Annotated in this window: 30 protein-coding genes; 13 read left to right on the top strand and 17 right to left on the bottom strand. The window is 69.4% G+C overall.

Annotated elements, in window-relative coordinates:
• Nucleotides 1–4 precede the first annotated feature (4 nt).
• The 3 genes from OED01_RS14870 to OED01_RS14860 are packed head-to-tail and all read right to left on the bottom strand — an operon-like array spanning nucleotide 5 to nucleotide 1,772.
• On the bottom strand, nucleotides 5–862 hold the full coding sequence (locus OED01_RS14870; protein ID WP_264156058.1) for a ribonuclease H family protein: 858 nt from the start codon (nucleotides 860–862) through the stop codon (nucleotides 5–7).
• A 45-nt stretch (nucleotides 863–907) separates the two neighbouring features.
• Nucleotides 908–1,237, bottom strand: a complete 330-nt coding sequence (locus OED01_RS14865; RefSeq protein ID WP_264156057.1) for a hypothetical protein — start codon at nucleotides 1,235–1,237, stop codon at nucleotides 908–910.
• Nucleotides 1,238–1,280: 43 nt separating this feature from the next.
• Nucleotides 1,281–1,772: a hypothetical protein gene (locus OED01_RS14860; RefSeq protein ID WP_264156056.1), complete on the bottom strand. Its 492-nt coding sequence runs from the start codon at nucleotides 1,770–1,772 to the stop codon at nucleotides 1,281–1,283.
• Nucleotides 1,773–1,848: 76 nt separating this feature from the next.
• Between OED01_RS14860 and OED01_RS14855 the strand changes: the two genes are divergently transcribed.
• Nucleotides 1,849–3,033: an FAD-dependent oxidoreductase gene (locus tag OED01_RS14855; protein ID WP_264156055.1), complete on the top strand. Its 1,185-nt coding sequence runs from the start codon at nucleotides 1,849–1,851 to the stop codon at nucleotides 3,031–3,033.
• 11 nt (nucleotides 3,034–3,044) lie between these two features.
• Here the strand turns inward: OED01_RS14855 and OED01_RS14850 are convergent, their stop codons facing one another.
• The 6 genes from OED01_RS14850 to OED01_RS14825 all read right to left on the bottom strand — a co-directional run bounded on the left by OED01_RS14850 (nucleotide 3,045) and on the right by OED01_RS14825 (nucleotide 6,909).
• Nucleotides 3,045–3,590: a TetR/AcrR family transcriptional regulator gene (locus tag OED01_RS14850; RefSeq protein ID WP_264156054.1), complete on the bottom strand. Its 546-nt coding sequence runs from the start codon at nucleotides 3,588–3,590 to the stop codon at nucleotides 3,045–3,047.
• Nucleotides 3,590–4,168, bottom strand: coding sequence for a sugar O-acetyltransferase (locus OED01_RS14845; protein WP_264156053.1), 579 nt, complete (start codon nucleotides 4,166–4,168; stop codon nucleotides 3,590–3,592). Before OED01_RS14845 ends, OED01_RS14850 begins: the two co-directional genes overlap by 1 nt.
• 35 nt (nucleotides 4,169–4,203) lie before the next feature.
• Nucleotides 4,204–4,419: a hypothetical protein gene (locus tag OED01_RS14840; protein WP_264156052.1), complete on the bottom strand. Its 216-nt coding sequence runs from the start codon at nucleotides 4,417–4,419 to the stop codon at nucleotides 4,204–4,206.
• A 27-nt stretch (nucleotides 4,420–4,446) separates the two neighbouring features.
• Complete coding sequence (locus tag OED01_RS14835; protein WP_264156051.1) at nucleotides 4,447–5,349, bottom strand: VOC family protein; 903 nt, start codon at nucleotides 5,347–5,349, stop codon at nucleotides 4,447–4,449.
• Between the two features lie 80 nt (nucleotides 5,350–5,429).
• Complete coding sequence (locus tag OED01_RS14830; RefSeq protein ID WP_264156050.1) at nucleotides 5,430–5,840, bottom strand: hypothetical protein; 411 nt, start codon at nucleotides 5,838–5,840, stop codon at nucleotides 5,430–5,432.
• Nucleotides 5,841–5,844: 4 nt separating this feature from the next.
• Nucleotides 5,845–6,909 carry a M4 family metallopeptidase gene (locus OED01_RS14825; RefSeq protein ID WP_264156049.1) on the bottom strand — a complete coding sequence of 355 codons (1,065 nt, stop codon included), beginning with the start codon at nucleotides 6,907–6,909 and terminating at the stop codon, nucleotides 5,845–5,847.
• 57 nt (nucleotides 6,910–6,966) lie between these two features.
• Between OED01_RS14825 and OED01_RS14820 the strand changes: the two genes are divergently transcribed.
• The gene (locus OED01_RS14820) at nucleotides 6,967–8,475 is read left to right on the top strand and encodes an SDR family NAD(P)-dependent oxidoreductase (protein WP_264156048.1); all 1,509 of its coding nucleotides are present in this window, start codon (nucleotides 6,967–6,969) and stop codon (nucleotides 8,473–8,475) included.
• Nucleotides 8,476–8,607: 132 nt separating this feature from the next.
• On the opposite strand, the gene OED01_RS14815 is transcribed toward OED01_RS14820, so the two are convergent.
• Complete coding sequence (locus OED01_RS14815) at nucleotides 8,608–8,946, bottom strand: winged helix-turn-helix transcriptional regulator (RefSeq protein WP_264156047.1); 339 nt, start codon at nucleotides 8,944–8,946, stop codon at nucleotides 8,608–8,610.
• A gap of 79 nt (nucleotides 8,947–9,025) precedes the next feature.
• Here OED01_RS14815 and OED01_RS14810 point away from each other — a divergent pair, with 79 nt between their 5' ends.
• Nucleotides 9,026–9,679: an FMN-dependent NADH-azoreductase gene (locus tag OED01_RS14810; RefSeq protein ID WP_264156046.1), complete on the top strand. Its 654-nt coding sequence runs from the start codon at nucleotides 9,026–9,028 to the stop codon at nucleotides 9,677–9,679.
• 125 nt (nucleotides 9,680–9,804) lie between these two features.
• On the opposite strand, the gene OED01_RS14805 is transcribed toward OED01_RS14810, so the two are convergent.
• Together OED01_RS14805 and OED01_RS14800 are read right to left on the bottom strand one after the other, a co-directional pair.
• Nucleotides 9,805–10,866, bottom strand: a complete 1,062-nt coding sequence (locus tag OED01_RS14805) for a sensor histidine kinase (protein ID WP_318841111.1) — start codon at nucleotides 10,864–10,866, stop codon at nucleotides 9,805–9,807.
• 10 nt (nucleotides 10,867–10,876) lie between these two features.
• Entirely contained in the window at nucleotides 10,877–11,548 is a 672-nt protein-coding gene (locus OED01_RS14800) for a response regulator transcription factor (RefSeq protein WP_264156044.1), read from the bottom strand.
• Between the two features lie 87 nt (nucleotides 11,549–11,635).
• Between OED01_RS14800 and OED01_RS14795 the strand changes: the two genes are divergently transcribed.
• The 3 genes from OED01_RS14795 (at nucleotide 11,636) to OED01_RS14785 (ending at nucleotide 14,453) form a co-directional block, all read left to right on the top strand.
• Entirely contained in the window at nucleotides 11,636–12,268 is a 633-nt protein-coding gene (locus OED01_RS14795; protein ID WP_264156043.1) for a M15 family metallopeptidase, read from the top strand.
• Between the two features lie 86 nt (nucleotides 12,269–12,354).
• Entirely contained in the window at nucleotides 12,355–13,461 is a 1,107-nt protein-coding gene (alr, locus tag OED01_RS14790) for an alanine racemase (protein WP_264156042.1), read from the top strand.
• Nucleotides 13,458–14,453: a D-alanine--D-alanine ligase family protein gene (locus OED01_RS14785; protein ID WP_264156041.1), complete on the top strand. Its 996-nt coding sequence runs from the start codon at nucleotides 13,458–13,460 to the stop codon at nucleotides 14,451–14,453. Before alr ends, OED01_RS14785 begins: the two co-directional genes overlap by 4 nt.
• A 100-nt stretch (nucleotides 14,454–14,553) precedes the next feature.
• On the opposite strand, the gene OED01_RS14780 is transcribed toward OED01_RS14785, so the two are convergent.
• Complete coding sequence (locus OED01_RS14780; RefSeq protein ID WP_264156040.1) at nucleotides 14,554–15,123, bottom strand: TetR/AcrR family transcriptional regulator; 570 nt, start codon at nucleotides 15,121–15,123, stop codon at nucleotides 14,554–14,556.
• Between the two features lie 103 nt (nucleotides 15,124–15,226).
• On the opposite strand from OED01_RS14780, the gene OED01_RS14775 reads away from it, so the two are divergent.
• A complete protein-coding gene (locus OED01_RS14775) occupies nucleotides 15,227–16,114 on the top strand; it encodes an NAD(P)-dependent oxidoreductase (RefSeq protein WP_264156039.1) in 888 nt (295 codons plus the stop codon).
• Between the two features lie 43 nt (nucleotides 16,115–16,157).
• Here the strand turns inward: OED01_RS14775 and OED01_RS14770 are convergent, their stop codons facing one another.
• Complete coding sequence (locus tag OED01_RS14770) at nucleotides 16,158–18,674, bottom strand: DEAD/DEAH box helicase (protein ID WP_264156038.1); 2,517 nt, start codon at nucleotides 18,672–18,674, stop codon at nucleotides 16,158–16,160.
• A 99-nt stretch (nucleotides 18,675–18,773) separates the two neighbouring features.
• Between OED01_RS14770 and OED01_RS14765 the strand changes: the two genes are divergently transcribed.
• Nucleotides 18,774–18,959, top strand: coding sequence for a hypothetical protein (locus OED01_RS14765; protein WP_264156037.1), 186 nt, complete (start codon nucleotides 18,774–18,776; stop codon nucleotides 18,957–18,959).
• A gap of 5 nt (nucleotides 18,960–18,964) precedes the next feature.
• On the opposite strand, the gene OED01_RS14760 is transcribed toward OED01_RS14765, so the two are convergent.
• Complete coding sequence (locus OED01_RS14760; protein ID WP_264156036.1) at nucleotides 18,965–19,627, bottom strand: DNA alkylation repair protein; 663 nt, start codon at nucleotides 19,625–19,627, stop codon at nucleotides 18,965–18,967.
• Between the two features lie 103 nt (nucleotides 19,628–19,730).
• Here OED01_RS14760 and OED01_RS14755 point away from each other — a divergent pair, with 103 nt between their 5' ends.
• Nucleotides 19,731–21,161 carry a glycosyltransferase family 2 protein gene (locus OED01_RS14755; RefSeq protein ID WP_264156035.1) on the top strand — a complete coding sequence of 477 codons (1,431 nt, stop codon included), beginning with the start codon at nucleotides 19,731–19,733 and terminating at the stop codon, nucleotides 21,159–21,161.
• A complete protein-coding gene (locus OED01_RS14750; protein ID WP_264156034.1) occupies nucleotides 21,158–21,382 on the top strand; it encodes a hypothetical protein in 225 nt (74 codons plus the stop codon). The genes OED01_RS14755 and OED01_RS14750 overlap by 4 nt, the downstream gene beginning before the upstream one ends.
• On the opposite strand, the gene OED01_RS14745 is transcribed toward OED01_RS14750, so the two are convergent.
• Nucleotides 21,344–22,075: an EAL domain-containing protein gene (locus OED01_RS14745; RefSeq protein WP_264156033.1), complete on the bottom strand. Its 732-nt coding sequence runs from the start codon at nucleotides 22,073–22,075 to the stop codon at nucleotides 21,344–21,346. The genes OED01_RS14750 and OED01_RS14745 overlap by 39 nt on opposite strands.
• Nucleotides 22,076–22,155: 80 nt before the next feature.
• Here OED01_RS14745 and OED01_RS14740 point away from each other — a divergent pair, with 80 nt between their 5' ends.
• A complete protein-coding gene (locus OED01_RS14740) occupies nucleotides 22,156–23,172 on the top strand; it encodes a GGDEF domain-containing protein (protein ID WP_264156032.1) in 1,017 nt (338 codons plus the stop codon).
• A 7-nt stretch (nucleotides 23,173–23,179) separates the two neighbouring features.
• Here OED01_RS14740 and OED01_RS14735 read toward each other — a convergent pair whose 3' ends face one another.
• Nucleotides 23,180–24,217 carry an FUSC family protein gene (locus OED01_RS14735; RefSeq protein WP_264156031.1) on the bottom strand — a complete coding sequence of 346 codons (1,038 nt, stop codon included), beginning with the start codon at nucleotides 24,215–24,217 and terminating at the stop codon, nucleotides 23,180–23,182.
• A 133-nt stretch (nucleotides 24,218–24,350) separates the two neighbouring features.
• Between OED01_RS14735 and OED01_RS14730 the strand changes: the two genes are divergently transcribed.
• Both OED01_RS14730 and OED01_RS14725 read left to right on the top strand, forming a co-directional pair.
• Nucleotides 24,351–25,376: an iron-siderophore ABC transporter substrate-binding protein gene (locus tag OED01_RS14730; protein WP_264156030.1), complete on the top strand. Its 1,026-nt coding sequence runs from the start codon at nucleotides 24,351–24,353 to the stop codon at nucleotides 25,374–25,376.
• Complete coding sequence (locus tag OED01_RS14725) at nucleotides 25,373–26,419, top strand: FecCD family ABC transporter permease (RefSeq protein ID WP_264156029.1); 1,047 nt, start codon at nucleotides 25,373–25,375, stop codon at nucleotides 26,417–26,419. The genes OED01_RS14730 and OED01_RS14725 overlap by 4 nt, the downstream gene beginning before the upstream one ends.

The raw sequence follows: 26,419 nt of genomic DNA, 5'->3' as shown, positions 1-26,419 counted from the left end.
GCCGTCAGATCAGGCGGCGCAGCGCCTCTTCCAGGGACACGCCCTGCGCGTCGGCCCGATCGCGCAGGCGTGCATGCTCGTCCGGTGTGAGCGAGAGGTGCAGGTCGATCGCCTCTGCGGTCGGAGCGTCGAGTCCCGCGAGCAGGTCGGACGCCTCGGCCCACAGCGGAGCCGCGAGGGATGCCGCTGCGGCGGGCGACGGGGCGGATGCCGCGGCCGCCGCGGTCGTGTCCGCCGCCGTCGTGGGAGCGCGGCGAGCTGAGTCGGCCATTGCGCCGGGGCCGTCGGCCGGAGCGGATGCCGCGCCGGCCGCGCCGGGGCCGCTTGCCGAGTCGCCGGCCGTGCGCGCCCCCGCGGCGACCGCCGCCGACCCGGCGACGGCGGCTCCGGCATCCGAAGCCCGTGTGAAACCGGGGCCCCGGCGCGGCTCGACCTTGGCCTGATACGCCTTCGCGGCGGCGTTCGCGCGTTCGTCCGCCGCCTCGTTCAGGGCGTGGCCCGCGTGACCCTTGACCCACGAGAACGACACGTCCCGCCCGCGCATCTCCTCGTCCAGCGCCTCCATGAGCTCGCGGTTGAGCACGGGGCCGCCGTCGGACTTGCGCCATCCGCGGCGCTTCCAGCCCGGCATCCACTTGGTGATCGAGTCGATGACGTACTTGCTGTCGCACTCGATGACGAGCTTCTCGTCCGTGCCGGCCGTCGCGCGCAGCAGCTCGAGCACGGCCTGCAGCTCACCCTGGTTGTTCGTTCCGTGCGGCGATCCGCCCGCTGCCCAGTTCGCGTCGTCGATGTACCAGGCCCAGCCGTTGGGGCCGGGGTTGCCCAGGGCGGAGCCGTCTGCCGCGGCGGTGATCGTCATCCTTCGAGCGTAGCCGCGCGCGCTGCACGGCCCGGGCGTGGCGGATCAGGCGCGGCGGAACGTGAAATATCCCGCGACGGCGCCGTGATTGACCACGCCCTCACCGGTGCCGAAGATGCGGGCGGACGTCGTCGCCCCGCTCTCGACGAACGTGTAGCCGGTGTGCTCGAGGCGCCACCCGGACTTCTCGATCTCACCGAGGAAGTACCCGATGGTGTCATCCGTTGACATCATGTTGCCCGCGGAACCCCAGGACGACGACTCGCCCGTGAGCAGGCTCACGTCGAGTTGCAGGTGCAGCAGGAGGTCGCCACGGGCGTGGACGTCCTTGGCGTGCTGCAGCAGCCGAGCGGCCACATCTGCTGTGGGCATCATTCCTCCACGGTCTCGAACGTCCGGATCGGCACCAGCGTAGCGATCATCCCCATTCGATGGCGATGACGATCGAGCGCTCGACGCCGCCGTCGACGGGAGTCTCGTAGCGCACCGGCATCCCCGGGTGGGCGACGGAGAACCAGAACGTGGCCGGCTGCGCATTCGGCTGGTCGCGCACTTCGTAGCGCAGGCACTCCACCGTGCCGATCGGCAGATCCAGCGTCTCGGACGACAGCACCGTCCGATCGGACGGGAACGCCGCGTGCGCCTGCAACTCGGACCAGGTGACGCGGCTGCTCTCGATCCGCCCGTCGACGATCCCGGTCGGACCGGACGTCCAACGATCCAGTGTGGCGCCATCGGCATCCGTCTCGCGGAAGCGATTCACCCGCAGCGAACTCGTGCCGTCGGGCGTTTCGATCCGGATCCGGATCGTCTTGCCGCCGCCTGTCGCGCGGCGGATCTCGTCGGCCGTGAACGGGGTCGGCAGGAGGCCGGGGCCGAGGACGTGCGCCTCGGGATCAGCGTCGATCATGCTGCCATTCTGCCCGGTGCGCGACGAAGCATGCGATTCGATTCCCCTCGACGGGTCGAGGCGGGATGCTGGGGTCATGGACATCTCCATCGACACGGAATGCGTGATCGCCGGCGGCGGACCCGCCGGGCTCATGCTGGGCCTCCTCCTCGCCCGGGCGGGCGTCGACGTCGTCGTCCTGGAGAAGCACGCGGACTTCCTCCGCGACTTCCGCGGCGACACGATCCATCCATCGACTCAGGATCTGCTGGCCGAGCTCGGCCTCCTCGACGCGTTCCTGCAGCGCCCGCACGCCGACATGCCCCGAGTGCGGCTGAGCTGGCACGGGCAGGAGCTCACGCTCGCGGACTTCACGCGGCTGCCCACCCGCCGGAAGGTCATGACGTTCATGCCGCAGTGGGACTTCCTGGATCTGCTCGCCGATGCCGCGGCGCGCCACCGCGGCTTCCGGCTGCTGCGTTCCACGCGCGCATCGGGGCTGATCCGCGACGGCGATCGCGTCGTCGGCGTCACCGCGGACGGACCAGACGGCGCCGTGACGGTGACCGCACGACTCGTCGTCGACGCGTCGGGGCGCGACTCGGACCTCCGAGCGCAGGCGGGTCTCATCCCCGTCGGGGTCGCCGCCGCCATGGACGTCCTCTGGTTCCGGCTTCCGAAGGCGCCGGACGAGCACTACCCGTTCGTGCAGGCCGGTGCGGGCATGATCATCACGATCGACCGCGGCGACTTCTTCCAGATCGCGCACGTGATCCCCGCCGGATCCTGGACCGGCTCGGAACAGGACCTGGTGGGCGTGAAGCAGCGCATCGCCGGGATCTCACCGCGCATGGCGGAACCCGTCGCGACCGTGTCGACCGACGACGTGCACCTGCTGCGCGTGCGGCTCGAGCGGCTGCGCCACTGGTACGTCGACGGCCTGCTGTGCATCGGCGATGCGGCGCACGCGATGTCGCCCGCCGGCGGCGTCGGCATCAATCTGGCGATCCAGGATGCCGTTGCCGCCGCACGGCTTCTCGCCCCAGTGCTGCGCGAGCGCGCGCCGAGGGGGCGCGAGCTGCGTCGCGTGCAGAGACGACGCATGTGGCCGGTGCGGGTCACCCAGCGGGTGCAGCGCATGATGCAGCGGCCGCTGCTGGCGACGTCCGCGCCCGACGGTGCGCTTCCGGTGCCGCTGCGCGTGGTGCGCGATCACCCGGCGCTGACGCACGTCACCGGACGATTCATCGGGCTCGGTGCGCGACCGGAACGCCTCGGCTGAGACGGCCGCCGTTACGGGCCGACGACCCGATCGACGAGCTCGCGGATCAGGGCGCGGTCGGTCGGCGTCACATCGAGGGCGGAGTGGATGCTGATGCCCTCGATCGTCGCATCGAGAAGTCGAGCAGTCGTCGGATCGAAGTGCCGCTCGAGCGCGACCCGACTGCGTGCCATCCAGGCCGTGGTGAGCTCCCGGTAGCGTTCATCCCGCGCCGCGAGCGTGTACAGCTCATGCGAGAGGACCAGCTCTCGGTGGCCGGCGAACACATCCTGCTGGATGAGGTCGACGACGGCATCCTTGGCCTGATCCCGCGTCATGTCATGCCCGAGGCGGGCTTCGAAGCCGTCGGCGATCGTGTGCGAGAGGCGGGTGAAGGCAGCGCGAAGCAGGTCGTCCATGCCGTCGAAGTGGTAGGTCATCGAACCCAGCGGGACTCCGGCGGCCTCGGCCACGCGGCGGTGCGTGGTCCCCGCGACGCCGCGTTCGGCGATCACGTCGAGGCACGCGTCGATGATGCGGTCACGGCGCTCGGGGTCGTAGCGCGGGTTCGTGGCCATCAGATGCTCCGGACGACCTTCGCCGGATTGCCGACGGCGACCACGTTCGCCGGGATGTCCTTTGTGACGACCGCTCCGGCGCCGATCACGCTGTTGTCTCCGATGGTGACGCCGGGACATACGATGACCCCGCCGCCGAGCCAGACGTTGTCGCCGATCGTGATGGGCTGGGCCGCTTCGAGCTTGTCGCGCCGCGGCTGAGGTTCGACCGGGTGCGTCGGCGTGAGCAGTTGGACGTTCGGTCCGATCTGGCAATCGGCGCCGATCGTGATCTTCGCGACGTCGAGCGCCGTGAGGTTGAAGTTGATGAACGTGCGCGCCCCGATGGAGATGTGCTCGCCGTAGTCGACGAACAGGGGAGGGCGGATGACGGCATCCGGAGCCAGTTCGCCGATGAGGTCCTCGAGCCAGCCGCGTGCGGCGGGGTCGCCGGAGATCACCTGGCGGTGGTACAGATCCGCCAACCGGGCCGCCCGCGCTGCACGCTTCTCGATCTCGGGGTCGTCGGCGATGTAGAGGTCGCCGGCGAGCATGCGCTCGTGGTTCGTGCGGGTGTCGCCGAGGAAGTAGTCCTGCATGTGTACGAGTGTACACATCGTCGGAGGGGGCCGGATCAGGGTGCGGGTGGTGCGCCGTCGCTGTGGTCGGCGGCCTCGGGGACCGGTGGCGCGACGGGGAACACGATCGACTCGACCGAGGCGCCGAGACCGATGCTCAGCGGGTCGATCTGGCCCGGAGGAAGCTCGTCGGCGGCATCCGATTCGGAGGGCTCGCCGGGGAGCGCGGCCCAGGCGCCCTTGTCTTCGGGGCGTTGCGTGAACATTCCCATGCGTCCATTGTGCGCCCCGTCGCCTGCTCAGTACTCGGCGATGACGATCTTCTTCTGGTTCATCATCGTCTCGTAGGCGCCAGGGCGCTCCATGAGTTCGCCCATGTTCTCTGGGACGATCTGCCAGCTGACCCCGTAACGGTCGGCGAGCCAACCGCACTGCTCGGCCTCGGGCACAGCGCTGAGGGCGTCCCAGAGCCGATCGATCTCGGCCTGGTCGGCGCAGCGCACCTCGAGCGAGACGCCGGCGCCGAACGTGAAGTCCTGCACGACGGCGGAGTCCATCATCGAGAACGGCTGCCCTGCGAGATGAAACTCTCCGAACATGACGTCGCCGGCCGCGGCGGGGCCGGTCGGCTCGGTGTACTCGGCGATGAAGCCGAGGTGCGCGTCGTCGAACAGCGAGACGTAGAACTCGGCGGCTTCCTGCGCCTTGCCCTGAACCGGACCGCTGAACATCAGCTGCGGGATCACGAACGGACGCGGCTCGCCCTCGGGGTCGGTCAGGATGAGCTGCCAACTGACACCGAAGCGGTCTTCGACCCAGCCGTAGCGCCGGCTGAACGGGTACTCGCCGACCTCCATCAGCACCCGCCCACCGTTCGAGAGTCCCTTCCACGTCTCGTCGAGGGCTCTCCGCGCGGCGTCGACGTCGTCGTCGAAGGCGAGCGGATCGAAGTTCAGCATGAACGAGATGGACGGGTTCGGGCGGAACTCGTCGCCGGCGTTGATCAGCGCGATCTGGTAGCCGTCGACGTCCAGATCGACGACCAGGGTCTCACCGGCGAACTCCGCCTGCCAGTCGGGGACGTCATCGGGATATCGGGCGCTGACGCGCGTGCCGGTGCGGGGGAGCACCTCGCTGTAGAAACCGCCGGCCTCGTCGGCGTCGCGGTTGAACCAGAGGTTGGGGATGATCTTCTGCGCCATCGTGACTCCTCGATGAGTGGGACGTTGTCACTGATTCAACAGTGGGCCTCCGACACGGCCTGTGCAAGGGTGTCTGCGGTTCAGGCCCGGTTCGCCGAGCGGACGGCCTCGACGAGGTCTCGCCACGGGCCGGTGACCGCGGGCTCGGGGAGCTCGCGCTCGAGGCGCTGCTCAGGGGTCCGGGCCCGGATGATCCAGACGTAGCGGTCGGCTGGACGCGGCGACGGCCCCGGTTCGGGTGCCGGTTCCGGCCTGGCGGCCCCACGGCGGGCGGGGGCGGTCGGCGAGGCGGCGCCGCCGGGTTCGGATCCGTCCTGTTCGGGAGCATCCTCTGCTCGGGTGTCCGGCCCCGACACCGGCCTTGAGCCGTCATCCCAGGGGCACGCCTCGACGAGGAGGAGCCATCGATCCGCGTCGTCGTCCCCGGCATCCACCCGCCACTCGCGTCGCAGGCCGGCGAAACCGCCGCTGCGCACGACGACGATCGTCACGGCTTCATCGTGGTGCTGAGCGCTCATCCTCGTACACGCCGACCGTTCTCCATGCGGTGCGGACGGCGGTCGTCACCTCCGATTCCTCACCGTACAACTCCGTGGCGGCATCCGCAGTGGCGTCCGCGAACGTCCGGAAGTCGGCCGCGCTCGACAGCTCTCCGATCAGGGCGCGATACCAGACCTGCCCTGCGCGCTCCCAGGCGTGTCCGCCGAGCGCTCGCGCGGTGAGCGCGAACGCGCGGTTCGGGATGCCGGAATTGATGTGCACGCCGCCGTTGTCCTCGGTGGTGTTCACGAAATCGCGCATGTGTGCAGGCTGCGGGTCCTTGCCGAGCTCGTCGTCGTCATAGGCGGTGCCGGGCTCGAGCATGTTGCGCAGCGCGACCCCCTGGACCTCGTCGGTGAAGATCCCCCGACCGATCAGCCAGTCGGCCTGCTCGGCAGTCTCGCCGGCGGCATGCTGCTCGGTCAGAGCGCCGAAGACGTCGGCGATGGACTCGTTCAGCGCGCCGGACTGCCCCTGGTAGGCGAGCCCGGCGGTGTGCTGGATGACGCCGTGGGCCAGCTCGTGTCCGATGACGGACAGCGCGCCGGTGAACCCGCGGAACACCTCGCCGTCCCCGTCGCCGAAGACCATGCGCTCGCCGTCCCAGAAGGCGTTGTCGTAGTCGAGGCCGTAGTGCACCGTGGCGTCGAGCGGTGCCCCGGCGTCGTCGAGCGAGTTGCGGCCGAAGGCGCCGAGCAGCAGCTCGAAGGTCGCCCCGAGCCCGTCGAACGCCTCGTTGACCGCGACGTCCTCCACCGGGCCCTCGTCTTCTGTGCGCACGATGACGCCGGGAAGGGTCTCCGCGTTCTGCGCGTCGCTGATCGTGCGGTTGGGGGCATCGGAGAGCTCGGCGACGAGCGAGCCGTCGGCGTCGATCGACAGATTGATGCGCGCGCGATAGGGCGGGCGGCCGGCGAGGAGCGTCTGGCGGGCGGCATCGGCGGCATGCGGGAAGCGCCCGGATTCGGCAAGGCGGGCGAGCAGATAGGCGGGAATGATGCCGGGCGATGTTGTGCTCATGACATCGACCGTACGCCCGGCCGGGGACATACAGGCGGCTCGCGTAAAATCGGCGTAATGACCGATGCCTCTGACCCCCTGCTGGACTCCGGCATCGACCCCGAGGATCTCGAGACGACGCTGCGGGTGCTGGCCTCGCTGCACGAGATCGACCAGGAGCACCCCGATTACATCGCGGTCCGTCGTGCCACGGCCGCCATGTTCAAGGCCGCCAAGCGCGTCCGCCGCAAGGAGATCCGCGACGCGATCGCCGAAGCGGACAAGGCCGTCGTCGCCAACACCGCCACCGGTGCTCCCGATCGGATCGACGACGAGACGCGGGGTATTCCGCTCGCGGCATCCACCGAGGCGCCGACCGCAGGAACACTGCTCAAGCCGCGCAACTGCTACATCTGCAAGCAGCCGTACACCGTCGTCGACGCCTTCTATCACCAGCTCTGCCCCGAGTGCGCCCGGTTCAGTCACGCCAGGCGCGACGCCAGGACCGACCTCTCCGGCCGCCGCGCTCTGCTCACCGGAGGGCGTGCCAAGATCGGCATGTACATCGCGCTCCGGCTGCTGCGCGACGGCGCGCATCTGACGATCACGACGCGTTTCCCGCGCGATGCGGTCCGCCGCTTCACCTCACTGCCCGACTCCGCCGAGTGGCTGCACCGTCTGCGCATCGTCGGCATCGATCTGCGCGACCCGGCGCAGGTGATCGGACTCGCCGACTCGGTCGCCGCCCAGGGCCCGTTGGACATCCTCATCAACAACGCGGCGCAGACCGTGCGTCGCTCGCCCGGCGCATACTCGCTGCTGACGGATGCCGAGCTGCAGCCGCTCCCCGACGGACCGCTGCCCGAGATGGAGACGTTCGGTCACACGGCCGACCCGCATCCGCAGGCGCTGCAGGCGTCGGTCGACGCGCATCCTCTGCTGTCTGTCGCGGCGCTCGCCGGTACCGTCGCGGAACAGGGTGGTCAGGCGCTCACCGCCGAGGACCTCGCGAAGCTCGCGATGGCACCGGGTTCGTCGTCGCTCGAGAAGCATGCCGACGGCAGCGCGATCGATGCAGGCGGTCTCGTGCCCGATGTCAACCGCACGAACAGCTGGGTGCAATCGGTCGATCAGGTCGACCCACTGGAGATGCTCGAGGTGCAGCTCGCGAACACGACTGCCCCGTTCCTGCTCATCAGCAGGCTCAGGGCGTCGATGGCGGCATCCGATTTCGACAAGAAGTACATCGTCAACGTGTCGGCCATGGAGGGGCAGTTCTCGCGCCGCTACAAGGGGCCGGGGCATCCGCACACGAACATGGCGAAAGCGGCATTGAACATGCTGACGCGAACGAGCGCCGGCGAGTTGTTCGAGTCCGACCGCATCCTCATGACGGCGGTCGACACCGGCTGGATCACGGACGAGCGCCCGCACTACACGAAGGTGCGCCTCGCGGAGGAGGGCTTCCACGCTCCACTCGACCTCGTCGACGGAGCCGCGCGCGTGTACGACCCGATCGTGCAGGGCGAAGCGGGCAACGACCTGTACGGCGTCTTCCTGAAGGACTACAAGCCGAACCCCTGGTGAGCGCGCGGGGCTGTCCTGGCGGGTGCAGATGCACGATCGGGGAACGAATGCACGATGAAATCCGGCATCCGGTCGTGCAGGTGTTCCCGCGTCGTGCAGGTGTTCCGGCTGTCGCTCACGAGCTGCCCGCGGTCAGTGCGCCGACGCGCCCAGGTTCGCCGAGGCCCAGCGGCCGAGCTGATCGAGGATCGGCAGGAGGCCGAGCCCACTCTCGGTGAGCTCGTACGACACCGAGACCGGCGGGCCGGCGTCGACCGTACGGGCGACGAGACCCGCCTGCGCCAGCTCACTCAGACGGTCGGAGAGCACGGTGTCGCTGATGCCGTCGACCGCGCGTCGCAGCGCCGCGAACGACGACGGACCCCCGCCGAGGGTGGCCACGATCATGCCGTTCCAGCGCTTTCCGAGCACGCTGAAGGCCAGGGTGACTGCCGCGTCACAGATCTGGACGCTCACCTCGGTCTCGGCCATGCCTCCAGTCTAACGGTGCTAGTGTGTTCGCAGTCGCTAAGAAAAACGTAGTGACTACGAAAAGAGAAAGGACTGCCCTATGTCGCTGTTCCGTCTGGATGCCAGCATCCTGCCCGCGACCTCCGCAAGCCGTCAGCTCGCCGACCTCGTGGAGGCCGAGTGGACCGCAGCGCACCCGGACTCGACGGTCACCCGTCGCGACGTCGCACTCGACCCGGTGCCCGCGACCGCATGGGCCGACGCCGTCACCGGCGGATTCGTCGAGGCCGAGCAGCGCACCCCCGCGCAGAACGCCGCACGCGAGCTGGCGACGACATTCGCCGACGAGCTCATCGGTGCCGACGCGCTGCTGTTCGCCGTCCCGCTGTACAACTACGGTGTCTCGCAGCACTTCAAGACCTGGTTCGACCTGGCCTACACCGACCCGCGCATCGATCCGACCGGCACCGCGCTGAACGGCAAGCCCGCCACTCTCGTCACTGTTCTCGGCGGCAACTACGCGCCCGGTACCCCCAAGGAGGGCTGGGACCACTCCACCGCATGGCTCCGTCGCGCCCTCGAGGACGTCTGGGGCCTCGACCTGCGCGTCGTGCAGCGCCCGTTCACCCTGGTCGGCGTGAACCCCGCGATGGATGCCTTCGCCGACGCCGCTCAGGAGCTGAAGACGGCCGCCGAGGAGTCCGCTCGCACGTACGGCCGCGAGATCGCGGCCAAGCGCGGCGCCGCGGCCTGACCTGCCAGGAACGGATGTCGGGAGCGATCCCGGATGTCAGAGCGATCCCCGCGTTTCGCCCGACATCCGGGAATTCTCCCGACATCCGTCGCCGGCCGTCCGTCCCCGTCGCGCCGCAGCCGCCGCTACACCGCGCGCGGCAGCCACACCGTCACGACGAGCCCGCCGCCCGTTCGGGGCGACAGCACGAGCGCGCCGTCGTGCGCCTCGGCGATGCGGCTGGCGATCGCGAGGCCAAGTCCGACGCCGACGTGATCGTCCGTCCTGGCGCGGTCCGCTCCGCGCTGGAACGGCTCGGTCAGCGTCGCGATGGTATCCGGGTTCAGCGGCGGCCCGGTGTTCTCGACGACGAGCGCCATGGCACCCGGTCGCGCGTGCGTCCGAGCCGCTACCATCCCGCCGGCCGCGACGTTGTGGACGATCGCATTGTGGACGAGGTTCATGACCAGCTGCTGCAGCAGCGCGGGCGAGCCGGCGACGGTGCCGGCGTCGCCGCCGACGTCGATCGTGACGCCGTGACGGTCGGCGAGCGGGGCAAGGGTCTCGACCGCCTCCTCTGACAGCAGCGAGAGCTCGACGGTCTCCCTGGCGAAGGCGCGGCGCTCGGCACGGCTCAGGACGAGCAGCGCTTCGGTCACCTCGATCGCGCGGCTGTTGACCTGCTGCAGTCGGTCGATCAGGGCGTCCACGTCGCGCTCCGGGTCGGTGCGTGCGACCTCGAGCATCGTCTGCGAGATCGCCAGGGGAGTGCGCAGCTCGTGCGAGGCGTTCGCGGCGAAGCGCTGCTGCTCGGCGGCATCCGCCTCGAGCCTGTCGAGCATCGAATCGAACACGTCGGCGAGATCGCGGAACTCGTCGCCCGGCCCCTCCAGGGCGACCCGGTGCGACAGCGACCCCTGGGCGACGGCGGCTGCGACGGCGCCGATCCGATCCAGCGGCGCCAGCATCCGACCGGCGAGCCACCATCCGCCGGCGATCCCGACGACGAGCAGCACGATCATCACGAACGCGGCGGAGGGCACGAACGCCCGGATGAGGTCGTCCCGGTTCGGGACGAAGACATCCGCGATGATGCCTCCGGTCGGTACATACCGCAACAGGAATACGGCGACGGCGGCGAGCAGGAGCACGCCGGACGCGACGACCACCGCCGCATAGCTGAGGGTGAGCTTGACCCGGGCGCTCATCCCGCGGCGCCTAGGCATCCGCATCCGTTCCGATGCGGTACCCGACGCCGGGGACCGTGATGATCAGCGGCGGATCCCCCAGTCGCTTGCGCAACGACGACACGGTGATGCGCACGGCGTTCGTGAACGGATCGGCGTTCTCGTCCCAGGCGCGTTCGAGCAGCTCCTCGGCGCTCACGACCCCGCCCCCGGCACCCACGAGCACCTCGAGCACCGCGAACTGCTTGCGCGTCAGAGACACGTAGCGTTCGTCGCGGAACACCTCGCGACGGAAGGGGTCGAGCCGCAGGCCGGCGATCTCGAGCACCGGAGGCCGCACGTGCGCGCGGCGTCGGTCCAGCGCTCGCAGCCGCAGGATCAGTTCGCGCAGTTCGAACGGCTTGGTCAGGTAGTCGTCGGCGCCGAGCTCGAACCCTGAGGCCTTGTCGTCGAGTCGATCAGCTGCGGTGAGCATGAGGATCGGGATGCCGCTGCCTGAGCCGACGATCCAGCGCGCCACGTCGTCGCCCGATGGGCCGGGGATGTCGCGGTCGAGCACGGCGATGTCATAGGCGTTGATGCTCAACAGCTCCAGCGCGGTGTCGCCGTCGCCGGCGATGTCCGCGGCGATGGCGTCGAGGCGGAGACCGTCGCGGATGGCCTCAGCGAGGTAGGGCTCGTCCTCGACGATCAGCACGCGCATTTCTGCATCCTACGCAGGCGCGCATATCGGGAACATATGAGAAATCGCATACGCCCTCGCAACACGGCCGCGCGTTCACTGGTGATCATGAGTCACCCTGCTGCATCCCGTCGTGCTCGCCGTCGGCGCGCCCTCGTCCTGTTCGGAACCGCCGCCGTGACCTGCGCCCTCGCGCTCGCCGTGCTGCAGACGATCCCCGCGGCGAACGGTTCGGTCGCGGTGCCGCCGGCGCCGCCGCTGGCCGAGGCGGTCTATCAGCCGACGGCCGCCGACGGCTTCATTCCGGAGGACGAGCGTCCGACCGTGTTCGACGACTCGTCGCCCGCCGTCGTCAACCTGCGCCCTGAACTGCTCGAGGCGATCCGTGCCGCGGCGAAGCGGGCCGAGCGCGACGGCGTCGAGCTGCGCGTGAACAGCGGCTGGCGATCCGCGGAGTACCAGCAGCGGCTGCTCGACGACGCGACCGTCGAGTACGGGTCGGCGGCCGAGGCCGCCCGCTGGGTCGCCTCGCCCGCGACATCCGCCCACGTCACCGGCGATGCCGTCGACTTCGGGCCGGACCGGGCGCTGGACTGGTTGTCGCAGCACGGCGACCGCTTCGGTCTCTGCCAGATCTACGAGAACGAGCGCTGGCACTACGAGCTGCGTCCGGATGCCGCCGCCGACGGCTGTCCGCAGATGTACGCCGACCCGACAGACGACCCGCGGATGCAGTCGTGACTCTCGCCGAGCAGGGCACGGATGCACGACCGGGGAACGGAGGCACGTTCCCTGATCGTGCTGGTGCGCCAGGCGGAGGCGACTCCGTGCCCCGGTCGTCCGGTCGGATGCCGCGGCCGACGCTGCACGTCGACCCTTCGGCCGTCGCGGCGAACATCGGTCGGATCCGTGCGGCGACGACGAGCGACATCATGGCCGTGGTCAAGGCCGACGGTTACGGCCACGGGCCCGTCGCGATCGCGCAGGCAGCCGTCGCCGCCGGGGCGACCTGGCTCGGCATCACCGACGTCGATGAGGCGGTGCCGCTGCGGGAGTCCGGCCTGACGCAACCGATCCTCGCGTGGCTCAACCCCGGTGGAGTCGACGCGGCCCTCGCCGCCCATCTGCGCGTCGACGTGGCGATCGGGTCGGTCGACGAGCTGCGGCAGCTCATCGACGACGCCGAGCGGCTGGTTCGCGTGCATCTGCAGATGGACACCGGGATGTCGCGCGGCGGCAGTCCGCTGGAGGAGTGGAACGAGCTGCTCCGGATCGCCAGAGACGGCCGCTCGAGAGGTCGCATCGATGTCGTCGGCGTCATGGGCCATCTGCCGCTGGCCGACCGCGCGGACCCGGCCGCGAACGCGCCGGCCGTGCTGCGCATGCGTCAGGCGCGCGATGCCGTCCTGCGCGCCGGATTCGGACCGCTCATGGTTCACCTGGCGGCGACCGCCGGGGCGCTCACCGACGCGGCGACGCACTTCGATCTCGTCCGCGTCGGCGCTGGGCTGGTCGGCATCGACCCCTCCGACACCGTCGCCCTCACCGGGGCGGGGACGTTCACGGCGCCGGTCGTCCACTCCACGCACGTCGCCGCGGGCACCGCGGTCGGCTACGGCGCGCAGTTCGTCGCACCGCACGCCACGCACCTCAGCGTCATCGGCGTCGGGTATGCCGACGGCATCCCGCGGGAGCTGTCCCCCGGCGCGAGCGTCGCGATCGGGGAGCGGCGGCATCCGATCGTCGGACGCGTGTCGATGGACCAGATCGTCGTCGACACCGGGGACGCCGCGATCGCGCGGGGCACCGTCGCGACCGTGTTCGGCCCCGCCGGCCCCGCGCCCACGATCCAGGAGTGGGCGCACTGGGCAGGCACCATCCCGCACACCATCGTCACCGGCATCGGGACGCGCATCAGAAGGAGCACCACATGAACCAGCACGTCGTCGTCATCGGCGGAGGAGAGAATGCGGAGCACGACGTGTCCGTCGCGTCGGCGGACGGCGTCGTGCAGGCGCTGCGGAACCGCGGCTGGGCCGTGGATGCGCTCACGATCGGTCGAGACGGCATCTGGCGTTCAGAGTCGGGTCCGCTCGGTCTCGGCATCGCCGACTCGGTGGCGGCAGCGGCCGCCCTCATGGGACGCGCGGATGCGGTGTTCCCGGTGGTTCACGGCGAACTCGGCGAGGACGGCGCGCTCACCGCGCTGTGCGCACTCGCGCATGTGCCGGTGGTCGGGTCGGGGTTGAGAGCCGGTGCGATCGGCATGGACAAGTGGGCGACCAAGCTCGTCGCCCAGGCGATCGGCATCCGCACGGCGCAGGGCCGGCTCGTCTCGGCATCCGACATCGGCGACGAGGAGTTCGAACGACCCGTCGTCGTCAAGCCGGTGTCGGCCGGGTCGAGCTTCGGGGTCTCGCTCGTGCAGGATGCCGGTGACCTGCGCCACGCGCTGCACACCGCGGCCGAGTTCGATCGCAGGATCCTGATCGAGGAGGTCGTGCACGGTCGCGAGATCGACGTCGCCGTGCTGCGGGAGGCCGATGGGACGCGCTGGGCCGCACCGCCGCTCGAGATCCGCACGAGCGGCCTGTTCGACACCGAGACCAAGTACGACGGCTCGGCGCAGTTCACGGTGCCGGCCGTCCTGGATGCCGTCGAGCACGCAGCTCTGGTGCAGGCCGCGCTCGCGATGTTCGACGCGCTGGGGTGCTCCGGCGTCGCGCGGATCGACTTCTTCCTGACGGCGGACGGTCCCGTGCTCAACGAGGTGAACACGATGCCGGGGATGACCGCGGCCTCGCAGGTGCCTCGGATGTTCGCGGCGGCGGGTGTCGGCTACGAGGAACTGGTCGAGCGACTGGTGGCGGGCGCACTGGCACCGACCGGGCGTCGGATTCCGGTCGCGGGCGGCGCGGGAATCTGACCGGGACACCTGCACGATCCGGGAACGGATGCACGGGGGATTCCGGCATCCGGTCGTGCAGGTGTTCCCCCGTCGTGCAGGTGTCCCGGCCGACGCGACTTCAGGCCGCGTCGTGGGCGCGGATCAGCAGAGCGAGCTGACGCCCCGCGGTCAGCAGCGGCTCCTTGCTGCGACGCACCTGTGCCGTGACCTCCGCGCCCTCCAGCGTCGAGATGACCGTGCTCGCGAGATCACGGGCGGTGCGTGCGGGGAAGCCGCCGTCGACCAGCTTGTCGTGCACGATCTGCTCCCAGGACGCGAACGCGTCGACGCAGGCCTGCCGGATGTCGGAGTCGCCGCCGAGCGTCTCCAATGCCGCGGCGGTCACGGGGCATCCGTCCGTCCAGCCGGAGGCGCTGAGCGCGTCGGCGAGGTGTCGAACCGCGGCCGTCACGGCGTCCGCGGGGTCCTGTTCTCCGGCGAGAGCCGTGCGCAGCAGGATGGCGAACTCCTCGGCGCCGTGTTCGAGAGCCGCGACGCCGACCGCCTCCTTGCCGCCGGGGAAGAAGTGGTAGACCGAGCCGAGCGTGGCCGACGCCTCCTGCGCGATCTGCTTGATGCCGGTGCCGACGTAGCCCTGCCGCTGGATGAGGCGAGACGCGGCGACGACGATCCGCTCCCTGGTCTGCATGGCCTCAGCCTATCCGACGATTGGTTAGAGCGTTCGTTCTAGAGGCATGCTACCGTGTCGACATGCGCTGATTAGAGCGCTCGTTCTAGAAAGGGATCGTCGCATGAACAACACGCCATCCGTCACCGTCATCGGTCTGGGACCCATGGGGCAGGCCATGGCCGGCGCCTTCCTCGACCGCGGGTACGACGTCACGGTCTGGAACCGCACGCCGTCGCGTGCGGACGCGCTGGTCGAGCGAGGCGCGGTGCGTGCGCCCGACGTCGCGCAGGCCGTCGCGGCGAACGAGCTCGTCATCCTCAGCCTCACCGATTACGACGCGATGTACGCCACTCTCGCGCCGGCCGAGCAGGTCCTCTCGGGGCGGACGCTGGTGAATCTCAGCTCGGACACCCCGGAGAAGGCGCGCGCCGCAGCGCTGTGGGCGCGGGAACGCGGTGCCGTCCAGCTCACCGGCGGCGTGACGGTGCCGCCGTACGAGATCGGCACGCCGGATTCGGCCACGTTCTACAGCGGACCACGGGAGGTGTTCGAACTGCATCGGAACGCGCTTGAGGTCATCACCGGTCGGACCGACTATCGCGGTGAGGATCCCGGCCTCGCCGCCCTGATGTACCAGATCGGCATGGTCATGTTCTGGACCGCCATGGCCGGCTACTGGCAGGCGATCGCGCTCGCCGAGGCCAACGGCATGAGCGCCGCCGACATCGTGCAGCACGCCGTCGAGACGGCAGGCTCGCTGCCCGGGTTCTTCTCCTTCTACGCCGACCGGATCGAGGCCGGTCAGCACTCCGGCGACGTCGACCGGCTCGCGATGGGCATGGCCAGCGTCGAGCACGTGCTGCACACGAACACGGACGCGGGCGTCGACGTCACGCTCCCGGCCGCGGTCGCAGCCGTGTTCCGCAAGGGGATGGATGCCGGCCACGCCGCCGACAGCACCTCGACGCTGATCCGGCTGCTGCAGACCCCGGTCGCCGCCGCACGCTGACTTCAGCGCCCGGTCTGTCCGCCAGCGGATGTCGCCCCGACGTCTAGAGGCGGTCGACCGCGGTCACCCGGACGACGGCCTCGCCCGCCTCGTCGGAGGCGGCGAGGTCGATCGTCGCCGCGATGCCCCAGTCGTGATCCCCGGCGGGGTCGTCGAGGATCTGGCGCACGGTCCACTCGGCGCGACCCTCGGTGATGAGCAGCAGCTTCGAACTGCGGGCGTCGCCGCCGGTGAGGATCTCGTCGTGCTCGGCGAAGTACGCGTCCAGGGCGGCATCCCAGGCGTCGGCGCCGAACTCCGGATCCAGCTCGGCGAGACCATCCACGTCTTCGCGGGCGGCGAGCTGGATCCTGCGGAACAGCTCGTTGCGCACGAGGATGCGGAAGGCGCGCACGTTCGAGGTGAGACGCTTGGGCGCAGGCGGGACGATGGGCTCGTCGTCCGGGCGATGCAGATCGACGATGCCGTTGTCCGTGCCGGCGCGCAGTTCCTCCCACTCGTCGAGCAGGCTCGAGTCGACCTGGCGGACGAGCTCCCCGAGCCACTCGATGAGATCCCGCAGATCCTCGGTCTTGAGGTCCTCGGGGATGGTCTGGGATGCCGCGCGATACGCATCAGAGAGGTAGCGCAGGACGACGCCCTCGGATCGGGCGATCTTGTACTGGGCGACGTACTCCCCGAACGACATGGCTCGCTCGTACATGTCGCGGACGACGGACTTGGGGCGCAGCTCGAAATCGCGGATCCACGGCTGTGCGGCGCTGAACGTCTTGAATGCGGCGTCCAGGAGCTCCTCGAGGGGCTTCGGGTACGTGATCTGCTCGAGCAGCTCCATGCGCTCGTCGTACTCGATGCCCTCGGCCTTCATGCTCGCCACAGCCTCGCCGCGGGCGAGGAACTCCTGCTGGCTGAGGATCGCCCGCGGATCGTCCAGCGTGGACTCGACGATCGAGATCATGTCGAGCGCGAACGTCGCGGATTCGGGGTCCAGCAGCTCGAACGCCGCGAGGGCGAAGGGTGAGAGCGGCTGGTTGAGGGCGAAGTTCGGCTGCAGGTCGACGGTCAGACGGATGCCGTCGGCGTCGTCCTCGACGATGCCGGATTCGCGCAGCGTCCGGTAGATCCCGAGAGCGCGGATCGCGAGGACCCGCTGCTTCGCCCGGGGCTCGTGATTGTCGAAGACGAGCGAGCGCACATTCGCGAACACGTCTCCGCCGCGGCCGATCACGTTGAGCATCATGGCGCTCGTGATCTGCATGTGCGAGGTCAGCGTCTCCGGTTCGGCGGCGACGAGCTTGAGGAACGACGGCTCACCCCAGGAGACGAAGCCATCCGGCGCCTTCTTGCGCACGATCTTGCGCTTCTTCTTCGGGTCGTCGCCGGCCTTCTTCACCGCGGCGACGTTCTCGGACTCGTGCTCCGGGGCCTGCGCGACGACCGTCCCCGCGGTGTCGTAGCCCGCGCGACCGGCCCGACCGGCGATCTGATGGAACTCGCGGGCGTTGAGCTGACGCATCCGCGTGCCGTCGAACTTCGTCAGCGCCGTGAGCAGTACCGTCCGGATCGGCACGTTGATGCCGACGCCGAGCGTGTCGGTGCCGCAGATGACCCGCAGGAGTCCGCGTTGGGCGAGCTGCTCGACCAGGCGGCGGTACTTCGGCAGCATCCCTGCGTGGTGCACGCCGATGCCGGCCCGCAGGAACCGGGACAGGGTCTTGCCGAACGAGGTCGTGAAACGGAACCCACCGATCAGATCGGCGATCTCGTCGCGCTGCTCGCGGGTCGCGATCTTGGTGCTCGACAGCGCCTGGGCGCGCTCCATCGCGGCGGCCTGCGAGAAGTGCACGACGTAGATCGGTGCCTGACCCGTCGACAGCAGCTCCTCGACGGTCTCGTGGATGGGTGTCGTCTCGTAGTAGAAGTGCAGCGGAACAGGGCGCTCCACACCCGTGACCGTCGCCGTCTGGCGGGAGGTGCGCCGCGTGAGGTCCTCGGCGAGCGAGGTGACATCGCCGAGCGTCGCCGACATCAGGATGAACTGCGCCTGCGGCAGCTCGAGCAGCGGCACCTGCCACGCCCAGCCCCGGTCGGGGTCGCCGTAGAAGTGGAACTCGTCCATCACGACCTGTCCGACGTCTGCGGAAGACCCTTGGCGCAGCGAGAGATTGGCGAGGATCTCCGCGGTGCAGCAGATGATCGGCGCGTCGGCGTTCACGGCCGAATCGCCGGTGACCATGCCGACGTTGTCGGGCCCGAAGATGTCGACGAGTGCGAAGAACTTCTCGCTCACGAGGGCCTTGATGGGGGCGGTGTAATAGCTGCGGCGCCCGTCGACGAGCGCGGCGAAATGCGCGCCGATCGCGACCAGGGACTTCCCTGTTCCGGTCGGCGTCGACAGGATCAGGTTGTTTCCGGACACGATCTCGATGACCGCTTCGTCCTGCGCGGGGTAGAGCGTGATGCCCGTGGACTCCGCCCATTCGACGAACGCCAGGTACACGGCATCCGCATCGGAGCCGTCCGGGAGGACGGCGGGGTTGAGCCGCGCAGAGGAAGTCATGGTCCTTCGATCATCCCCTACCCTGGCGCTGCGCTATCACGGAGCCGCGCGTGATTCAACGGCCTGTGCGCCTTCGGGATGCCGCGCGAGAGTCGCCTCATGACCACCAACGACACCTTCACCCCGGCCGCGACCACCGACGGACAGGCGATCTGCGAGCGCCTCGACGCCATCCACGCCGACCTGCAGGCACTGCTCGCACAGCAGGGCAATCAGGGCCTCGGCTGGAACGGCGCCCCGACGAGCACCGACCCGGAGCGCCGCCCGGACGGCACCCCGGTCTGACCCGCTCAGCCCTCGCGCCGTCGCACGATCTCGTCGATCCAGATCGGCGCGAACGGCGAGGTGCATCCCGGCGCGGTCGGATAGTCGGCGAGGACCTGCAGCTTCTCGCCGATGCCGCGTGCGCGTGCGCGCAGGTCCGGATGGAAGATGCCGATCTGTGCGAGGGTCTCGTTCATGGCCCACTGCAGGCGTGACGGGGCATCCCTCATGTCGCGCTCGATGATGTCGAGCAGATACTCGAGGTCGAGCCCTTCGGGGTCCTTCGCGACCCGAACGGCGGTCAGCGACCAGGCGGCCGCGGCGACGGTCGGATCGGAGTCGTCGAACCAGCGCAGCCGCAGCTCTTCGGCGTGCGGTGACTTCTTCGCGAGGTAGTTGACGAACCAGTCGTTGACCTTCGGCACCTCGGTCTCGCGCACCATCGCGTCGAGCTGGTCGACCGAGAAGTCCTTCACGCGGCCGATGAGCATGGCCAGCAGGCGCGGCGCCGTCTCGCCGGTTGCCCACAGCTCGAGAGCGAGGTCGTGGTCGGTCTTGATCTTCTTCGCGAGGGCGCGCATCTGCGACAGGTTGATCCCGTGATCGTCGCCGCGCTTCTCGTTCGCTGCGCGCATCTTCGGGTCCTCGAGAGCGGCGAGATCCGCCAGCGCCTGGTCCAGTCGGGTCATGGTCCCAGGGTACGTCGAAGCTCGGGGCGCCGTCGCAGGATGCGCGTCGGCGCCGCGCGTATGGCAGGGTGTGAGGCAGTGATCGAGGCCGGAGGGGGCGCTTGTGAACAGGATCTTCCAGCGAACGGTCGGGCTGGCCGTGATCGTCATCGTGCTGCTCGCGGCGGGGCTGCTGTGGTGGGGGATCGCGGCGACCGATCCGCCGACCCTGTGGGACCCGGCTCATCTGACGCTCGCCGGCGTGTGGCAGGTGATGTACAGCACCGAGCTTCCGAACCTCGCCGTGCTCGCGACAGCGCTCGGTATCGCGCTGCTGCTCGTCCTGTTCGTCGTGGTCAGCGAGCGCATCGTGGCGAGTCGGTACCGCCGCGCCGGAGCCGAGGTGACCAGACTCACGCTCGCACCCCGCGCCGTCATGGATCGCACCCGCGGGGTGTTCGCCGGAGAGGTGACCGTCACCGTCCTCATCCCGGCGCACAACGAGGAGGCCTCGCTTCCGGAGACACTGCGTTCCCTGCAACGCCAGACGACTCGGCCCACGCGCGTGATCGTCGTCGCCGACAACTGCACCGACGGCACCGTCGACGTCGCGCATGCGCACGGCGCCGACGTCTTCGAGACGGTCGGGAACACGCACAAGAAGGGTGGCGCGCTCAACCAGGCACTCGCCGATCTGCTGCCGCTTCTCGGCGACAACGACACCGTCATGGTGATGGACGCGGACAGTCAGATCGGCGTCGGCTACCTCACCGAGGCGGTCCGCCGCTTCACGGCCGACCGTGCGCTCATGTCGGTCGGCGGGCTCTTCGAGGGCGAGGAGGGTCACGGGCTGCTCGGACAGTTCCAGCGCAACGAGTACTTCCGATACCAGCGCGAGATCCAGCGCCGGGACGGTCGCGTGTTCGTGCTCACCGGCACCGCTTCGGTGTTCCGCGCGTCGGCATTGCGGGCCGTCGCCGAGGCGAGGGGCACCGAGCTGCCCGGCCGAACAGGCGACGTCTACGACACCTTCGCTCTCACGGAGGACAACGAGCTCACGATCGCGATCAAGTCGCTGGGCGGCTTGACGATCTCGCCGCGAGAGTGCAGCGTCGTCACCGAGCTCATGCCCTCGTGGCGGATGCTGTGGGCTCAGCGCCTGCGCTGGCAACGCGGCGCACTCGAGAACCTCGGGGCGTACGGCGTCACACCGCAGACGCTGCGCTATTGGGCGCAGCAGATCGGCATCGGATACGGTGTGCTCGCGCTGTTCTCCTACTTCGTCCTCATCGTGCTGATGATCGTGTCGATGGACACCTGGGTGTGGTTCCCGTTCTGGCTCGGCATCGGAGCGCTGTTCGCCGTCGAACGGGTCATCACGGTGTGGCGGGGCGGGTGGCGTGCCCGGATGGTCGCGGCTCTGGTGTTTCCCGAGCTCGTCTACGACTGCTTCCTCAACCTCGCGTTCCTGAGGGGCGTGTTCGAGATCGCGTTCGGTCGCAGTGCGACGTGGAAGCACGTCGAACACGGCTCGGCGAACGGGGCGATCGCATGATCGCTCAGACGACGGATGCCGTGCGCACCGGATTCCTGCTCCCCGAGTCCATCCTGTACACCGATTGGTTCAGCGTCTTCGCGACGTTCGTCGCGATCAACACCGTGATCTATGTCGTGCTCGGAGTCATCAAGGTGCTGCCGAAGGTGCGGCGGCAGAGCAAGGGGGGCGCGAGCCGGAGGTCAGAGACCCGGAGCATCCACCCCGACGCTCCGGCGTAGCGCGCGCAGCGCCTCAGCCATCTCGGTCGCGGGCACGGGCATGCCGAGGTGGAAGCCCTGGGCGAGATCCGCCCCGATCTCACGGGCGAGATCGACGTGATCGGGCTCGGACACGCCTTCCACGAGCAGGCTGGCCCGCGCGTCTCTCGCCGCGGCGACGAGCGGGCGGAGCCGTTCGCGAGCGCCCGGATCCGAGCGCAGCTCCCAGAAGAGCGCGCGGTCGATCTTGACGACGTCCGGTCGGAGAGTCGCGATGCGGGCTTCGTCGGCCTGGGCTGCCCCGGCATCGTCGACGAGCAGCTGGCCGCCCAGCCGCGTGATGAGTTCGCGGATCACGGTCAGATCTGCCGGTGTCTCGCCCTCGAACAGCTCCATCCCCCACGGGCGGTCGGAGGCGGCGAGCAGGGGCGGAAGCTGGGCGTGCAGCATCGTCGTCCCCGAGGCGTTCAGCGTGATGAACAATCCGTCCGGCAGGGGCGCGGCTTCGGCGACGGCGAGCTCGATGAGATGCAGTTCCAGCCATTCCCGACGTCCGGCGGCTTCGGCGTCGGCCAGCCGCACGAGGGGTGCCGTTCCGTCCCGGAACCGGGCCAGGGCCTCGAAGCCGACGACAGACCAGGATTCGAGATCCACGATGGGCTGGAAGACGATCTGCGCGGTCGGATCGTTCTGGGGGGACAGCGGTCTGGTCACGGTTCAGTGTAGCCCCGCGGAAAAGCCGTACTCTAGTGGGGGGAGGGGCTCTGGGGAGGGTCCTGTGAGAGGACGCCGTCATGGTCGTACAGGGCATCAAGGCCTCGGACGCCGAGGAGCTCCGCTGGTTGCGGACCGGCTGGCTGAAGCACGCACGTGAACGCACGTCGATCTATTCGGTCGTCACGGCGGGGCTCGCGCTGCTGTTCTCGCTGCTGGGCGCGCTCGAGCTCTTCGAGACGGACCTCACCGTGTTCGAGGTCGGGCTGTCGATCGGCATCCTCGTCGCCGGACTGGGTGTCACTGCGATGGTCGGCATCGGCGGGGTCGAACTGCCGAGTTGGCTCGGTCTCGCACTGGTCGGGCTCCACGCGATCGTGTCCGTCTACTATCTCGGCTTCTCCGATGAGCGGCAGAATGCGATCGCCGCATTGCAGGAGCTCCCGATCATGGCGATGTACTTCTCCTGGTTCTATGGAGCCCGCGTCGCCCGAATCGGCGAGCTCGCGATTCTCCTCGCCGTCGGCGCGGCGGCCGTGTCCGGACCGTTCACCGGTGAGATCGGCGGTCCACCAGGCCCGATCGGACCCGCGAACCTCATCGGGGCGGCCTGCTTCACCTGGCTGTGCCTCGAAGCCGGACTCTACGTCCGCCACCGCATCCGCCTGGAGTCGAACACCGACGAACTGACGGGTGTGCTCAACCGCCGTGGGTTCATGGCGAAGGCGCAGATGGAGTTCCGTCGTGCCGCGCGGCACGCGCGACCGGTGGCGATCGCGGTGCTCGATCTCGACAAGTTCAAGGAAGTGAATGACCAAGCCGGCCATGCGGCGGGCGATGACGTGCTCAGGGTGCTGACCGCGCAGTGGATGTCGCTGTCGCGGAGCACAGACATCGTCGGCCGACTCGGCGGCGACGAGTTCGCGATGGTGCTGCCGGAGACGGATGCCGAAGAGGCCGCCGCGGTGATGCGCCGCTTGCGGTCGTACGCCACTCACCCGTGGTCGTGGGGCGTGATCCTGGTCGAACCGGATGAGACCGTCGAGGCGGCGCTGCATCGGGCAGACGCCGCGATGTATGACGACAAGCGCCGCTGAGCGCTGGTCAGTCCTGCCCGACAAGCTCTCCGCGGATGCGGCGGAGATCCTCGAGCAGCGAACCGATGAGGATCCAGTGCGCGGATGCCGGAGGCGCGACCTCCAGCGGCGCCGTCAGCGCGGGAATCGCCGAGGTCAGGGCGTCCGGTTCCGTCGCGACGTCCGCGATCTGCACGGCCAGGCGCACGTCGTGGCCCGCCCTGCGCAGCTGTTCGGCGATCGCGTGCACGATCGGCTCGTCGCCCAGTGAATCGTCGTAGTGGTCGAAGTACGCCCGCGTCATCCCGATCGCCTGCGTCACGATCGGCGACAGACGGGTCAGCAGCTCACGCATCTCACGCAGTTCGTCGCGGTGCGATGACCGCCGCGGATTGAGCGTGAGCGATTCCTCGCCCGCGGTGATGGATGCCTCGGCGGACACCTGCATCGGACGCAGCAGGCGAGCCTGCACCATGAGCTCCTGCAACTGCGCGGGTGTCCGCGGTGTCGCGAGAGCATCGGCGAGTCGGTCGAGGCTCGCGGCGAGCTCGCCGCCGAGCAGTCCGAGATCGCGTCGCGCCGGGGCAACGAGCACCGGGGGGACGATCAGTGCGTTCACGATGATGCCGATCGCCACTCCGATGAGCGTCTCGACGATCCGGTCCAGCGCGTACTCCGGGCTGTCTGCGCCGAGCGCCAGCACGAGCATCGCCGAGATCGCGACCTGATTGCCCGTGCCGGGCGTCGCACGGAATGCCCAGGCGACCAGCATCGCGACCACGATCGCGAGCAGTACGACCCAGCTCTGCGGTCCCAGCAGGAGCGTGAGCGCGACCGCGATGAGCACCCCGGCGATGACTCCGATGCTGCGTTCGAGCGCCTTCGCCAAGGACTGATTGACGCTCGGCTGCACGACCAGCAGTGCGGCGATCGCGGCGAACACGGGCAGGGGTCCGGGGATCAGCCAGCCGGCGATGAGCCAGGCGGCGATCGTCGCCACGGCCGACTTCACGACCTGCAGCAGGGGTCCGCGCTTCGCGCTGCGCACCGCCGCCGTCATCCGCATGGCTCCACGCTAGTCCGCCCGGTCTGTGACATCTCGAACTGAGGCGACCCTAACCGTCTGTTAGATTAGGGCAGGCTTACCAAAGCATCCGCTTCCGAAGCCGCCACCCCGACCCGACCCGAAAGGGATACCCGTGCGCACTTCTCGACTCCTCGGCCTCGGCGCCGCAGCAGTGCTGGCCGTCGGCCTCGCCGCCTGCTCGTCCTCCGCGCCCAGCAGCACCGACGCGGATGCCGCCGCGGCATCCGACGGCACGTTCCCCGTCACGATCGAGCACGTCTACGGCGAGACGACCATCACCGAGAAGCCGGAGCGCGTCGCGACCGTCGCGTGGGCCAACCACGAGGTTCCGCTCGCCCTGGGCATCATCCCGGTCGGCATGAGCAAGGCCACCTGGGGCGACGACGACGGCGACGGCGTCCTGCCGTGGGTCGAGGACAAGCTCGAGGAGCTGGATGCCGAGACACCGGTGCTCTTCGACGAGACGGACGGGATCGACTACGAGGCCGTGGCCGACACGAAGCCCGACGTCATCCTCGCCTCGTACTCGGGCCTGACGCAGGAGCAGTACGACACGCTCTCCAAGATCGCTCCGGTGATCGCGCAGCCCGGCATCGCGTGGGGAACGTCGGTCGAGGACATGATCACCCTCAACTCCACCGCGCTCGGACTGCAAGGCGAGGGCGAGGCGCTCATCGAGGATCTGCACGCGCAGACGGATGCCGCGCTCGAGGCGCACCCCGCACTGAAGGATGCGACGCTGCTGTTCGCGTACATCGACCCGAGCGATCTCAGCCAGATCAGCTATTACACCGCCGCCGACACGCGTCCCGGCTTCCTGCACTCGCTCGGACTGCCGCTCCCGGCGATCGTCGAGGAGAACGCGGACAGCACCGAGTTCTCGCTGGACGTGAGCTCGGAGGAGGCCGATTCCTTCGCCGACGTCGATGTCTTCGTCAGCTACGGCGACGAGTCGATCATCCCCGTGCTGCAGGCCGACCCGCTGCTGTCCAAGATCCCGGCGATCGCCGCCGGTCACATCGCGGTCCTCGGTGACGCCACTCCGCTCGCCGCATCGGCCAACCCGTCGCCGCTGTCCATCCCGTGGGGCATCGACGAGTACTTCGCCGTCCTCGAGGCCCCGCTCGTCTCCGAGTGAGCTCAGCAGCCGTCACCTCGTCACCGGGCGCCGTCGATCTTCGGCGCCCGGTGGTGGTGCGCGTGCTCTGGCTGCTGGCTGGCCTCGGCGTCATCGTCGTCCTGAGCGTCCTGTCGCTCTCCTTCGGCATCCGGACCGTGACGATCGACGACCTCGCAGCGGCCCTCTCCGGCCAGGACGACACGGTCGCTCAGGCCGCGATCATCAAGCGCATGCCGCGCACGGTGCTCGCGATCCTCGTCGGCGCCGCGCTCGCGCTGTCCGGCGCCACGATGCAGGCGATCACCCGCAACCCGATCGCGGACCCCGGCATCCTCGGCGTCACCACTGGGGCCTCGCTGGCGGTCGTGATCGGGATCGCGTTCCTCGGGCTCTCGGACGCGAACGGCTACCTGATCGTCGCGATCGTCGGTGCCGCGATCGCCGCGACTTTCGTGTACACGGTCGGTTCTCTCGGACGCGGCGGCGCCACCCCGCTCAAACTCGCCCTCGCCGGAGCCGCGACGTCTGCGGCCTTCGCGTCGCTGATCAGCGCGATCATGCTGCCCCGCGTCGACCTGCTCCAGTCATTCCAGTCCTGGCAGGTCGGCGGCGTCGGCGGCGCCGAATGGCCGCGCATCGCCGTGACGGCGCCTGCTCTCGCGATCGGCGCGCTCATCTGTTTCGCCTCCGCACGCGGCATGAACTCGCTCGCGCTCGGCGACGACATGGCCGCGGGGCTCGGCGAGCACGTCTTCCGGACGCGGTTGATCTCGGCCGTCGGCGCCGTCATCCTCGCCGGAGCCGCGACGGCCATCGCCGGACCGATCGGCTTCGTCGGCCTCGTCATCCCGCACTTCTGCCGCATGCTGCTGGGCACCGACCACCGCTGGCTGCTGCCCTTCTCCGCGGTCGCCGGAGCCGTGCTGCTGCTCGCCAGCGACATCATCGGCCGGGTGATCGCACCCTCGTCGGAGGAGATCCAGGTCGGCATCATCACCGCGCTCGTCGGCGCCCCGTTCTTCATCTGGATCGTCCGCCGACAGAAGGTGCGCGAACTGTGA

Origin of the sequence: Microbacterium sp. M28, from assembly GCF_025836995.1 — a bacterium.
Lineage (GTDB): Bacteria > Actinomycetota > Actinomycetes > Actinomycetales > Microbacteriaceae > Microbacterium.
This window is presented reverse-complemented; position numbering and strand designations above follow the sequence as displayed.